Genomic DNA, 13565 nt, shown 5'->3' on the forward strand with positions numbered 1-13565 from the left:
TTTTTTATTTTTTAATGATTATTATTCTTTTAGATATAAGAAAAAAGATAAAAGACTTTTTAATTTTCTAACTTCTAATCTCTAACTTCTATTATTTAATTAAGCTGTTACAGGTCTTTTCACAGGAGCATCATTTCTGTCGAATACTCTGTTGATTACTGCATTTTGATTTTTCTCAAACATTTTATGGCTTCCCGGAGCAGGCGCACCGCTCGGAACAGGGGCAACTACCTGGATTCCTGTATCTCTGAAATTTCTTAAGATATAAGACCAAGCACCCATATTTTCCGGCTCTTCCTGTGCCCAAACCAGCTCTTTTTTGTTCTCGTATTTATTGAAAATCGCTTCAATAGCATCCGTTTGAAGAGGATATAACTGCTCAAATCTTACCAATGCGATATTTTCAGCGTTAAGCTCTTCTTTCTTCGTCAATAATTCGAAGTATAATTTACCTGAACAAAGTACTACTTTTTCCACTTTTTTAGGATCTGCAGTTGGGTCATCCAAGATTGGCTGGAACGAACCGTTTGCAAAATCTTCAAGCGGAGAAACCACTTTTGGATGTCTTAATAATGATTTTGGGCTCATTACAATTAATGGTTTTCTGAATGGCCATTTTAATTGTCTTCTTAACAGGTGGAAATAGTTTGCAGGAGAAGTAATATTTGCTACCACCATATTTTCATTAGCACAAAGTGTAAGGAATCTTTCCAGTCTTGCTGAAGAGTGTTCCGCACCCTGCCCTTCCGAACCGTGAGGCAATAACATTACTAAACCATCCTGAATTTTCCATTTTTCTTCTGCAGCAGCCAAATATTGGTCTACAATGATTTGAGCTCCGTTTACGAAGTCCCCGAACTGTGCTTCCCAAATTGTCAATGTATTAGGTGAAGCCATCGCATATCCGTAATCAAATCCTAAAACACCATATTCTGAAAGGTGAGAATTGTACACATCAAATCTACTTTCTGAAACGTGTCTTAATGGGATATATTCTTCTTCCGTATCTTCAGTTTTCACCACAGCATGTCTGTGAGAGAACGTTCCTCTTTCCACATCTTCGCCGGAAATTCTTACATTGTGTCCTTCCATAAGAAGCGTAGCATAAGCCAGCCACTCTCCAAGAGCCCAGTCTAAAGAGTTTCCTTCAATAGCCTTGATTCTGTTTTCGAAAAGTCTTGTAATTTTATTAATGAATTTTTTATCAGCCGGAAGTGTTGACATTTTAATGGCCAGTTCTTTCAGCTTAGCTAAGTCATATTTTGTATCAACAGGCAATTGAACTGCTCCTCTTTTTGCAATCGGATAATTCGTCCAGTCGTCTGCCATGAAAACATCCATGATATTTTTCTCAATTTCTTTTGAAGCATCAAAATCTTTATCTAAAAGACCTTTGAAGTCAGTTTCCATTTTAGCGATAACCTCATTTGAAGTTACACTGTCCTTCAATAATTTATCTTTATAAATTTCTCTCGGGTTCGGGTGCTTAGAAATTGTTTTATATAAATTAGGCTGAGTAAATCTTGGTTCATCACCTTCATTATGACCATATTTTCTATATCCTAATAAATCGATATAAACGTCTTTACCAAACTTAGCCCTGAAATCAGCAGCAAAATGAATGGCATGAACCACTGCTTCCGCATCATCAGCATTTACGTGCATTACAGGAGATTCCGTCACTTTTGCGATGTCTGTACAATACGTTGAAGATCTTGCATCAATATAATTTGTGGTAAATGAAACCTGGTTATTAACAACGATATGAACCGTACCACCCGTTTTGTACCCCTCCAACGTCATCATCTGAGCTACTTCGTAAGCAATACCCTGCCCTGCGATAGCACCATCACCATGAATCACGATTGGTAAGATTTTAGAATAATCTCCTTTGTATTTGTCATCCACTTTTGCACGGCAGATTCCTTCTACAAGGGCTGCAACCGTTTCAAGGTGAGATGGGTTTGGAGTTAAGTTAATAGCAACTTCTTCTCCGGAAGCTGTTTTTATTTTTTTGGATGATCCCAAGTGATATTTTACGTCACCGGAGAATACATCTTCTTCAAATTCTTTTCCTTCAAATTCTGAGAAAATCTGCTTGTAAGATTTCCCGAAAATGTTTGTTAAAACATTCAATCTTCCTCTGTGGGCCATTCCTAGAACAACCTCATCAACGCCTAATTGAGAAGATCTTGAGATCAACTGATCCAATGCTGGAATCAAAGTTTCACCACCTTCCAGTGAGAATCTCTTCTGTCCTACAAATTTTGTATGAAGATAATTTTCAAAAGCTACAGCCTGATTTAATTTTAATAAAATCTCAGTTTTTTCGTTCGCTGAAAGGTTTGCATGATTTTGGTTTACCTGCAGCCATCTTTTGATGAAATCTTTTTCTTCAACATTGTTGATGTGCATATATTCTACACCGATAGAATCACAGTAGATGGTCTGTAAACGATCCACAATTTCCTTCAAAGTTGCAGGTTCCTTGAAACCGATTTCTACCGCACCGTTGAATTTCGTATTTAAATCCGCACTGCTTAATCCGAAATTTTCAATATCTAAAGTAGGTGTATAGTGCCTTCTTTCTCTTACCGGGTTTGTTTTTGTAAACAGGTGCCCTCTTGTTCTGTAAGCCTCGATAAGGTTTACAATTTTAAATTCTTTTTTGATGTGTTCAGGAACTTCACCGTTTGAAGCTGCCTGAGCCGCCTGCTGCGCTACCGGAGCAGAAGATGCCGAAGATTGTGTATATTGGATGTTATCTTCATCACCGTAATTCTCCAAGGCAAAATCGAAACCTTGAAAGAAGGCTTTCCATGATGGTTCTAAAGAGTCCGGGAATTTTAAATACTGTTGGTATAAATCCTCAATTAATTGAGAATGAGCTGCGTTTAGGAATGAAAATCTGTCCATTATTACAGTTTATCTATTATTAAATTTTGTTTGTAGAATTAATCTTCAAATTTAATAAAAAAAACCGACTTGGAACAGCCTTTAAACTATTAAAAAAACTATAAAATAAATAAATTCAGTCGATTTACTTAAATACTGATAACGAGAGCTTCATATTTACTTCCTGGCCTTCCGTCGGGCGTTCGATGAAAGTCTGGCGGATATCTCCAAAACGCATTTCATCTTTTTTCGCTTTCTGAATCAATTGCTGGACCGCCTTTACCCTTCCTTCATAAGTACCTTTGTAATACATGACATAATTTTGGGAAGCATTTATCGTTCTGAAACTAAAGTTGTTATCCGTAACACCAAACTTTTTCGAAAGAGGAATCCCAAGGAAGTATGAAACTTCTTTATCCTTGTAATTATCGGCATCTGTGATGAGTGTAGGAAACCCAAATTCATCGTCTCTTTTGCCTAAATCCATCGTTGTATAATTATAAATTTTATTATAATTCATCACGATATTTTTGAAAAGGGCATCTTTTTTATTGGATGTACTTACGTTAATTCCCAGTAAAAGTTTTGATTCTTCATTTTCCACCATCAAACTGTCATATTTTATGGCCGCCATCTGGTTGTCTTTTTCTACTTTATTACCCAAAACATTTTTAAGATTTGCCATACTTTTATCAATATTTTCGGCAAACCGGTCTTCTGTCCAGAAATTCTCTACTCTTCTTAACACAGATAATTTCGGGGTTTGAACTACCCATATGATTTTTGTTTTGGTCGGTGAAACTGCTTTAAATTTCACATCAACCAACGTTGGATTTTCATTTCTGTCCTCAAAAAGATGGTATCTCAATGACTTGTTCGGGTTTTCGTAGCGGATGAACATTTCTCCGTCGGTATCGTTTTTCGGGTCGATATAGCTGATGGAACTTCCCTGACCTTCGTAAGGTGTATAATAATCAATATCAACTGATTGAGAGCTCGTAAAGAAGTTATTCCATCGGGTGAAGTTTTGTAAATTATTAAACTGATTAAAAACTTTTTCAAGAGGATAATCAACCTCTTTCTCAATCTTGAAATCTTTGCTTTCATCCACAAAATAATACATGGAAGCCGCATAAGCCCCAACCAGCAAAATAATAAGTACCGCTATGATTTTAAAAAAACGCATCGCACAAATGTATTGAAAATAACAAAAGTGACCAATATGTTGATCACTCTTGTTTTAATTTATTTTAAAGGATGGAGGTTGGAAGCTGGATGGTGGAAGTTGACAGGCGACTATTTAATTTTGGTTTTTTAATTAACCTTTAATTATATCAGACTTCAAAACTTCCCGCTTCTCACCCAATATGCGTTCCCGGCATCAAAACCGCCCCTTTCTTCACGACAACGATACCGTCCTGAACGGAGTGTGTTCCGTAATCGCCGTCTTTCAGGTGTCTTCCGCCAATGATCCTTACATTATCTCCGATGTAGCAGTTTTTATCTAAGATTGCTTTTTCGATATAACAGTACTTTCCGATTCCCATATTCGGTTCACCTTTTCTGTCGTTTACTACGATTTCCGCTGTATTTTGATAGAAATCTGCACCCATTACGTAAGAATTTACAATTGTACTGCCTTTATCGATTCTTGTCCTGTTTCCGATCACGGAATTCTCGATTTTATCAGCCATAATAATACATCCATCCCCGAAAACAGCTTTGCTCACGTATGAACCGTTGATTTTTGATGGCGGAAGCATTCTAGCTCTTGTATAAATAGGTGAAGAAGAGAAAAGATTAAACTGGGGGAAATCCTGGCATAAATCCAGATTCGCTTCGTAGAAAGATTCTATGGTTCCGATGTCCGTCCAATATCCTTCATATTGATAGCTCAGTGTAGTATATTTCCCGATAGAATTAGGAATGATGTCCTTTCCGAAATCGTCGCCGGCTCCATCATCAAACATTTTTTTAAGGATGCTTTTCGTGAAAATATAAATTCCCATTGAAGCCAGATATTCTTTTCCGCTTTGTTTATTTTCTTCAGAAACTTCAGATTTTAAGCCATCCAGCATATCATAACCTGGTTTTTCGACAAATGAAGTAATATTTCCTTCATCATCAGAACTTAAAATCCCAAAACCTGTCGCATCTTTAGCATTTACGGGAATGGTTGCAATGGTAACATCGCCGCCTTTTTCAATATGGAAGTCCAGCATTTCACGGAAATCCATCTGATACAATTGATCCCCGGAAAGAATTAAAATATAATCATAATCATACTTCTCCAAATGCTTCATCGACTGGCGCACCGCATCTGCAGTTCCCTGATACCAATTGTCGTTTTCAACATTTTGCTCGGCAGCAAGAATATCAACAAAACCTTTGCTGAAAATATCAAAATGATAAGAATTTTTGATGTGAGAGTTTAAGGAAGCTGAATTAAACTGGGTCAACACAAGAATTTTATTCAATCCTGAGTTTAAGCAATTCGAAATGGGAATATCTACCAATCGGTATTTTCCTGCAATCGGAACTGCCGGTTTTGATCTCGTGTATGTTAAAGGAAACAATCTCGTTCCCCTACCTCCTCCTAAAACAATGGAAATGACATTGCGTTTCATAAATTATCTTGTGTTTATTTTATTAAATTTACCGTTCTATTTTTCGTGTTTACATCTACTGTAAAACATTCTTTGTTTTCCGCGTTTAGCTTTTTGTTATAAACTACAACTTTATACAAATTATCATTTACTTCCTTTACATCTTTATCTACATCATCAATTTCTATATAATATTTTTTCAGCTCGTTCCGGAATAATTTATTGGTGATCAAAACATCCATGACATCTACTTTTTTCATCATGAAATCTTCTGAATCCTTATTATATTTTTCCTTCCAGCCTTTTTCGTATCTCTTTTCAATTGCAGCGTAGGTTTTCCGGTTTCTGGCTTCAACTGTTTTTATTAATTTATCATCTACCAAACATCCTCCTACTGCGTGGTATTTTATTTTCCACTTTTCAGAAATACCTTCTGCGGCTTCTATTCTATCCATGTCAGGAAGACCGTAAGTATAAATCCAATAGTATCCTCCTACATAAATTTCTTCTTTTTTACAGGAAAAAATTAACATTAATAAAAGTAAAAAAGAAAAATTTTTCAACATTTAATTATTATATAAAGCTATATATTTCTCTGCTGATTTTTCCCAGGCAAAATCAAAATTCATATTGGCATGGATGAGGTTTTCCATCATATCTTTCTGATTGTAAACCAACATCGCCCTGTTCATGGCGTGGATAATATCATCAACTCCGGAATAGGTAAAATTAATTCCCGCTCCACCCGTTGATATATCTTCCACTGTATCCCGCAAACCTCCTGTATATCTTACAACCGGCACTGTTCCGTACCTCATCGAATACATCTGGTTCAGTCCGCAGGGTTCTACCCGTGAAGGCATCAGTAAAAAATCCGCCGAAGCATACATTTTATGTGAAAGATGTTCTTTATAGCCCAAATCCAATGCAAAATTGCTGTACGTATAATCATATTCCTTCAACTTATTTTCAATGTAAGCATTTCCTGAGCCTAAAATCATAATATTTAAAGCGCCATAGCTTTGTTTGATGCTTCTCCAAACCATATCAGGCAGAAGATCGGCCCCTTTTTCTGTTGCAAATCTTCCGATGAAGGCAAACAATGGAAGCTCAGGCTTCAAACCATATTCTTTACACAGTTTTTCTTTGTTTTTCTTCTTCTGGGCGATGGCATTTTTTACATTAAAATTAAAATCAAGCATTGGATCAGTTTCCGGGTTCCAGACTTCGGTGTCAATTCCATTAATGATTCCGTAAGCTTTCCCAAATTCATCACGAACAAGACTTTCCAATCCCCTGAAGCTGATAAAGAGTTCTTCAAGATAACCCTGTGATACCGTTGTAAAAGCGGTGGCACATTTAATCATACTTGCCAGCGGGTTGATCAGTCCGTTCCAATCCATCAATCCCCATTTGTAAGCATCAAAAGACGGCAGATAATTGGCCATTTCCCAGCTCATCATTCCCTGATATTCGCCATTATGAATCGTTCCTATGGTTTTCACACCTTTTAAAAACGAAAATTCAGAACAGTTTTCAATCATAAAAGGAACTAATCCTGTATGATAATCATGACAATGCAAAACATCGGGACGAATTTTCATCGCGCTCAGCCAGTGCAAAACCCCGTGCTGAAAAGCCAGAAACTGAAAGTTTTCATCCTGATAGCCGTAAGGATTATCCCTGTCTAAGAGCCCCGGAACTTTTACCATGTATAATTCAAATCCCAAAGCATTGGTTTTCTCCTTCAAAACCTGTACCTGAAGCATATTCCCTCCTTGATGAATAAAGCCATCAAAAACTATGTCAAACTGATGATCATGAACAAAAGATTTGTTGTACCATGGCATTACCACCTTAGCCTCAACACCTTTTATTTTATTTTGATACTTCGGCAAAGCTCCTACCACATCTGCCAAACCTCCTACTTTTGCTACCGGATAACATTCCGTACTTAGATGATAAACTACCATTTTACCTTTATCTTTTGTGTTGCTTGATTCTTTGTAATTTATATTTTTTGTCTTTTTTCTGTTTTAAAATTATTCCTGCCAACGGAGGTAAATTCAGACTGATCGACTTCGGGTGACGCATATATTCTTCATTTTCTTCTTTAAAAACCTGGGATTTTACGCCACTTCCACTATATATTTCATCATCAGAATTAAAAATGACTTCCCAATGCGTTCCTGCGTTGACTCCAATTTTGTAATCCAAAACTCTTGGCGTAAGATTCAAAATTACCATACAAACATCGTCCCGTTTTTTTCCCTTCCTTAAATATATATAAACCGAATTTTCCTGATCATCTGCTTCCAGCCATTCAAAGCCGTACGGATTGAATTGATTTTCGTAGAAAGCAGTTTCATACTTATATATATGATTTAAATCTTTAACCAACGTCTGCAAACCTTTATGAACAGGATATTGTAATAAATGCCAGTCTAAACTCCGGGTAAAATTCCATTCACTCGTCTGCCCGAATTCATCTCCCATGAACAAAAGTTTTGCGCCTGGATGTGTAAACATATAGACATACAATGCCCGGAGATTGGCAAATTTCTGCCATTCATCACCTCTCATTTTATAGATCAGGCTAGCTTTTCCGTGTACTACTTCATCGTGTGACAAAGGCATCATATAATTTTCATTATACATATACATCGAAGCAAACGTCAGCTTATGATGCTGAAATTTTCTGTTGATAGGATCTTCTTTAAAATAATCCAGTGTATCATGCATCCAGCCCATCATCCATTTCATCCCAAAACCGACACCGCCGGCATGGACCGGTTTCGTAAGCATGGGAAAATCCGAACTTTCTTCTGCAATGGTCATGATATTATCTCCAAATTCTTTATAAACAGCGGTATTGAATTCCTGCAAAAAAGCTTTCGCTTCCAGATTCACATTTCCGCCATAAATATTCGGTTCCCATTCTCCTTCATTTCTTGAATAATCGAGATGCAGCATTGAAGTTACGGCATCCACACGCAATCCGTCAGCATGATAACGTTCCAGCCAGAACATGGCATTTGAAATTAAAAATGATTTTACTTCATTTCTTCCATAATTAAAAATATACGACTTCCAATCAGGGTGAAAACCTTTCCGCGGATCTTCATGTTCATACAAATAAGACCCGTCAAAACGGTGAAGGCCATTAGCATCGCCCGGAAAATGTGAAGGGACCCAATCAAGGATAACACCAATATCATTCCTGTGAAGCTCATCAATCAAAAACATAAGATCCTGTGGTGAACCAAAACGGGAGGTCGCTGCATAAAATCCTGTAATCTGATACCCCCAGCTAGGATCGTAAGGATATTCCATCACGGGCATGAATTCCACATGAGTAAAACCCATTTCTTTGATGTAGGGAACAAGCATTTTTGCCACATCTTGGTAATTCAAAAACCTTTCCGGATTATCCAGATTCCTCATCCATGAACCCAGATGAAGCTCATAGACGGAGATCGGGGCTTTCAGGCTATTCTTTTTCCAACGATTTTCGAGCCATTCTTTATCGTTCCATTCATACCAGGTTGTAGAAACCAGGGATGCCGCCTGAAGATTTTGTTCCCAGCTTAAAGCATACGGATCACTTTTCTCTAAAATTTCTCCATGAGCAGTTTCGATAGCATATTTATATAAAGTTCCCCATGTCAATCCTGCAATAAAGCCTTCCCAAATCCCGGATCCGTCCCATCGGGGAAACAAAATATGGTCTTTATGGTTCCAATTGTTGAAATTTCCGATAACTGAAACTTTTTTGGCATTTGGAGCCCAAACCGAAAAATAAACACCTATTACCCCCTCCTTTTCAGCAGAATGCGCACCAAATTTATCATATAGCTTATAGTGTCTACCTTCCTTAAAAAGATAAATATCGTGTTCTGTAAAAAGCGTATATGTTTTAACCGAATTCATCACGGTTTTAATTTAATTTATATTTTTCTTGAAACTACGAAAAAATATCAAGAATAACTGTTAATTATTATTGAAATAATTATTATCTCAATCGCCTTCCATCCCTTGTTTTTACCAAATATATAATATTTTTTAATCACCCTTTATGATTTTAAAAATAATTTGATATAAAAGATTTTTTATAAATTTAGCCGTTAGAATTATTAAACACAATGATGAGGTTTGAACTTTATAGTGAAGAAATTGATAACAGAGCCGCCTATATCACGGGTAATTTCAACAGCTGGAATCCAAAAGATGACCGCTACCGGCTTACACAACTAGATCCGAATAAATATTTTATCGAAATCGATGATCAGATTTTGCCTGATGTGATTGAATTTAAATTCACAAAAGGCGGATGGGAAAATGTCGAGCTGGATAAATACGGAAACATTACGCCCAATAGAAAAGCTTCTAAATCCGAAGGAAAAACGTCCGGTATTGTTGAAAAATGGCGACTTAACTGGGGCCCTTTCAAAGATGAATACTTCCCGATTGTTGAGATTATTTCAGAAGAATTTTACATTCCCCAGCTTGAGCGTTACAGAAAAGTTTGGGCACTTTTGCCTTATGACTATTATATTTCCAATAAAAGCTATCCCGTTTTGTATCTCCAGGATGCACAAAATCTGTTCAACGAAGGCAGCGGCTACGGGAACTGGGAAATTGATAAAAAGCTTTCCATTCTGGCGGAATATGGCCGGGGTGACGTGATTGTTATTGCCATAGAGCACGGAAGCGAAGAGAGAATCAAAGAATATATTTTCGACAATGATAATGTGGCCAACGGATCAGAAGGAAAGAAGTACATCCGCTTCATTGCCGATACTTTAAAGCCTTTTATAGATGAAAATTACAGAACCAAAAGAGACCGGGACAACACCGGAATCGGCGGAAGTTCTCTTGGTGCTTTAATCAGTATTTACAGTGGGTTTCTTTATCCGGAAGTGTATTCTAAACTGCTGATTTTCTCTCCATCACTTTGGGTTGAACCCAATAATAATTTCCCGCTGATGAATTTCAGGGTTCCTTTTAAAACAAAAATTTACCTTTACGGCGGTGCTCAGGAAGGTTCCAAAATGGTGAAAAGAATTCACATTTTTGAAGAATATTTAAAACGTTGGGAAAAGAAAAACCTTTTTGATTTTGAATTCAGGACCAATATCAATCCGGAAGGAACTCACAGTGAATTTTACTGGTCGCAGGAATTTCCCAGAGCAATAGAATGGCTATTCTACGATAACAGAGAAAATCCGGTGGAAGTAAAACCGCAGCAAAAAAGCATTAAAAATTAAAATTATGAAGTTAATCAACAAGAAAAATAAAAATTATACTCAAGTTTTCCATTTATTTACGGAAGAGGAATGGATAAAAACCAATAAAAACTTCAATAAGAACATTTCTACTTTTTTTACAGGAAAAAAACATGAAATTTTTGTAAATGCCCATGAAGAAGGCATCACTTATTTTATAGGCTTGGGAAAATCTTCTGTACAAAACTTCGAAATTCAACAAGTTGCCGTAAAATTTTCACAAACTCATAAAGGAAAATTACAGGCTGTTCCTACTTTGGTTTTGGCTGATTTTATGACTGAAAAACAGTTTGAAGAATTTGTAAAAGGTCTGTTGATAGGAACTTACAGCTACCCTTTTGAAAGAAATCATGCTTTTTGGAATGCAAAATCTGAGCTTCATTTTGAAAATTTAAGTCAGAAAAAATTAGATGCGATTATTCAGAAGGCTGAAGCACTAAGCAATGGACAAATTGCCTGTCAGGAATGGCTGAACAAACCTGCAAATCTTAAAAAACCTGATGCTTTAAGTTTATATTTAAAAAATATAGCAAAAAAATATAGTTTAAAATATACTTCTTTCAACAGGAAAAAATGTGAAGAACTGGGACTGGGAGCTTATCTATCTGTCAATCAAGGAAGTGCTTATGATGCAGCATTCACGATTCTGGAATATAAAACCACCGCTAAAAATGCAAAAACTTTTGGACTGGTAGGAAAATGTGTGTTGTTTGACACCGGTGGAATTTCGCTGAAAAGCCATGAAAACATGCACTATATGAAGTCTGACATGGGTGGTGCCACAGCAGTTTTAGGAACTTTAATTTATGCCGCGGAAATACAGCTTCCCGTAAATATCATTGCTATTTTACCCATTACGGACAACGCAATTTCAGAAAACGCTTTCCTTCCGAGTGATGTGATTACGGCTTATAACGGAAAAACGATCGAAGTGCTGAACACCGATGCAGAAGGCAGAATGGTTCTGGCAGACGGGCTTTCTTATATGGCGAAAAACTTCAAAACAGATTTTTTAATTGACCTTGCAACATTGACGGGCAGCTCAGTACGAATGTTTGGTGATACCTGCGGCGCAATGTTTTCGAATAATGAAGAACTAAAAGATCTTCTAATAAAAACCGGCGACAAAACCAATCAAAGGCTTTGGAACCTGCCCTTGTGGGACGTTTGGAAAGACGATATCCAGTCTGATGTAGCGGATTTGAAGAATATTTCCATGAAACCAATTGGTGATTGTATTGTAGCCGCAAAATTCCTAGAGCAGTTCATTGAAAACCATCCGAAATGGGCTCATTTGGACATCGCAGGAGTAGCTTTTGGAAGTGTAGGATATGCAAAAGAGAAGGCTGCAACCGGCTTTGGGGTGCAATTATTGGCAGATTTAATCGAAAATTATCACTAAAAATTAGTTTATTACAAAAAATCTCTGTATAATTGATAGAAAAATTTTCAAATACGCACCTTATTTCGAGTTTTAATATTATTTAATTAATATTAATAAGCTTTTATTTTTGATAATTCATCAATATTGAAAAAACATTATATGGAGAAAAAAACTATAGTATGTATTTCGTGCTATTACAAGGGCTATGATTTCATGGATGAAATGAAGAAGCTTGGTAATAAAATAATTTTAGTAACATCTGAAAATCTTAAAGAAAAAAACTGGCCGTGGCACGCTATTGACGAGGTGTTTTATATGCCCGAAATGAAGCCGTCTGTCTGGAACCTGGATCATCTTATACAGGGTTTTTCTCACCTGATGCAGACCAGAAAAGTAGACGCTGTGGTAGCTTTAGATGATTATGACGTAGAAAAGGCCGCCTTGATCAGGGAAAATTTCAGAATTCCAGGAATGGGACAGACCACTCACAGATATTTCAGAGACAAATTGGCAATGCGGCAAAAAGCCAAAGATTCAGGAATTAATGTACCTGAGTTTACGGCAGTTTTCAACAATGATGAGGTAAACCATTTTGCAGACAATGTAACCGCTCCCTGGGTTTTGAAACCACGTTCAGAAGCATCGGCTTCAGGAATTAAAAAAATCAACTCTAAAGATGAACTTTGGAACGCGCTTGATGCCTTGGGCGAAGAACGTCATTTATTCCTTCTGGAAAGTTTCAAGCCGGGTGATGTTTACCATGTGGATAGCCTTACATTTAATAACGAAATTGTTTTCACTTCTGCGTCAAAATACCTTTCTCCGCCAATGCAGGTTTCTCATGAAGGTGGTGTTTTCAGGTCTAAAACATTGGGAATGCAGTCTGATGAATACAAAGCTCTGAAAGAAGTGAACGCAAAGGTCCTTTCCAATTTCGGGCTGATGAACGGTGCAACCCACACAGAATTTATACGAAGCAGAGATGATGGGAAATATTATTTTCTTGAAACGTCTTCCAGAGTTGGAGGAGCACATATTCCCGATATGGTAGAAGCTTCCAGCAATATCAATATCTGGAGAGAATGGGCAAAAATTGAAGATGCCCTGCTGAGAGGAAAACATTATGAAATTTCAAAACCTACCGAATATTATTCGGGATTAATTATAGCTCTAATTAAAGATAAAGAACCGGATTATAATCAATTTGAATGTGAAGAAGTGGTGAAATTTTTACCAATTGATTATCACGTAGGAATTGTCTACAAATCCACTGATTCTACTGTCATTCAGGAAAGATTGGATACTGCAGCAGAAAAAATTTACTCAGAAATGTTGAATATTCTTCCTCCGAAAAGTAAACCGACAAGTTAAAATTATCAATCTAAACCCAAATAA

At 36.8% G+C, this 13565-nt stretch carries 9 protein-coding genes; 3 read left to right on the forward strand and 6 right to left on the reverse strand.

Features of this window, described 5'->3' with window-relative positions; translation table 11 throughout:
* Nucleotides 1–99 precede the first annotated feature (99 nt).
* From ATE47_RS08220 to glgB, 6 genes are all read right to left on the reverse strand, one after another.
* Nucleotides 100–2916 carry a 2-oxoglutarate dehydrogenase E1 component gene (locus tag ATE47_RS08220; RefSeq protein WP_062161513.1) on the reverse strand — a complete coding sequence of 939 codons (2817 nt, stop codon included), beginning with the start codon at nt 2914–2916 and terminating at the stop codon, nt 100–102.
* Between the two features lie 124 nt (nt 2917–3040).
* A complete protein-coding gene (locus tag ATE47_RS08225) occupies nt 3041–4081 on the reverse strand; it encodes an SRPBCC domain-containing protein (protein WP_062161514.1) in 1041 nt (346 codons plus the stop codon).
* Between the two features lie 172 nt (nt 4082–4253).
* Entirely contained in the window at nt 4254–5522 is a 1269-nt protein-coding gene (locus ATE47_RS08230) for a glucose-1-phosphate adenylyltransferase (RefSeq protein WP_062161515.1), read from the reverse strand.
* Between the two features lie 14 nt (nt 5523–5536).
* Nucleotides 5537–6034: an FEKKY domain-containing protein gene (locus tag ATE47_RS08235; RefSeq protein ID WP_150114804.1), complete on the reverse strand. Its 498-nt coding sequence runs from the start codon at nt 6032–6034 to the stop codon at nt 5537–5539.
* Between the two features lie 33 nt (nt 6035–6067).
* On the reverse strand, nt 6068–7474 hold the full coding sequence (locus ATE47_RS08240) for a glycogen synthase (protein WP_062161517.1): 1407 nt from the start codon (nt 7472–7474) through the stop codon (nt 6068–6070).
* A gap of 7 nt (nt 7475–7481) precedes the next feature.
* Entirely contained in the window at nt 7482–9431 is a 1950-nt protein-coding gene (glgB, locus tag ATE47_RS08245; RefSeq protein WP_062161518.1) for a 1,4-alpha-glucan branching protein GlgB, read from the reverse strand.
* Between the two features lie 215 nt (nt 9432–9646).
* Here glgB and ATE47_RS08250 point away from each other — a divergent pair, with 215 nt between their 5' ends.
* The 3 genes from ATE47_RS08250 (at nt 9647) to ATE47_RS08260 (ending at nt 13541) form a co-directional block, all read left to right on the forward strand.
* The gene (locus ATE47_RS08250) at nt 9647–10768 is read left to right on the forward strand and encodes an alpha/beta hydrolase (RefSeq protein ID WP_062163490.1); all 1122 of its coding nucleotides are present in this window, start codon (nt 9647–9649) and stop codon (nt 10766–10768) included.
* A 4-nt stretch (nt 10769–10772) separates the two neighbouring features.
* Nucleotides 10773–12188, forward strand: a complete 1416-nt coding sequence (locus tag ATE47_RS08255; RefSeq protein ID WP_062161519.1) for a M17 family metallopeptidase — start codon at nt 10773–10775, stop codon at nt 12186–12188.
* 141 nt (nt 12189–12329) lie between these two features.
* The gene (locus ATE47_RS08260) at nt 12330–13541 is read left to right on the forward strand and encodes an ATP-grasp domain-containing protein (RefSeq protein WP_062161520.1); all 1212 of its coding nucleotides are present in this window, start codon (nt 12330–12332) and stop codon (nt 13539–13541) included.
* Nucleotides 13542–13565: the final 24 nt, after the last annotated feature.

The organism is Chryseobacterium sp. IHB B 17019, assembly GCF_001456155.1.
In the GTDB taxonomy this organism is placed as follows: Bacteria; Bacteroidota; Bacteroidia; order Flavobacteriales; family Weeksellaceae; genus Chryseobacterium.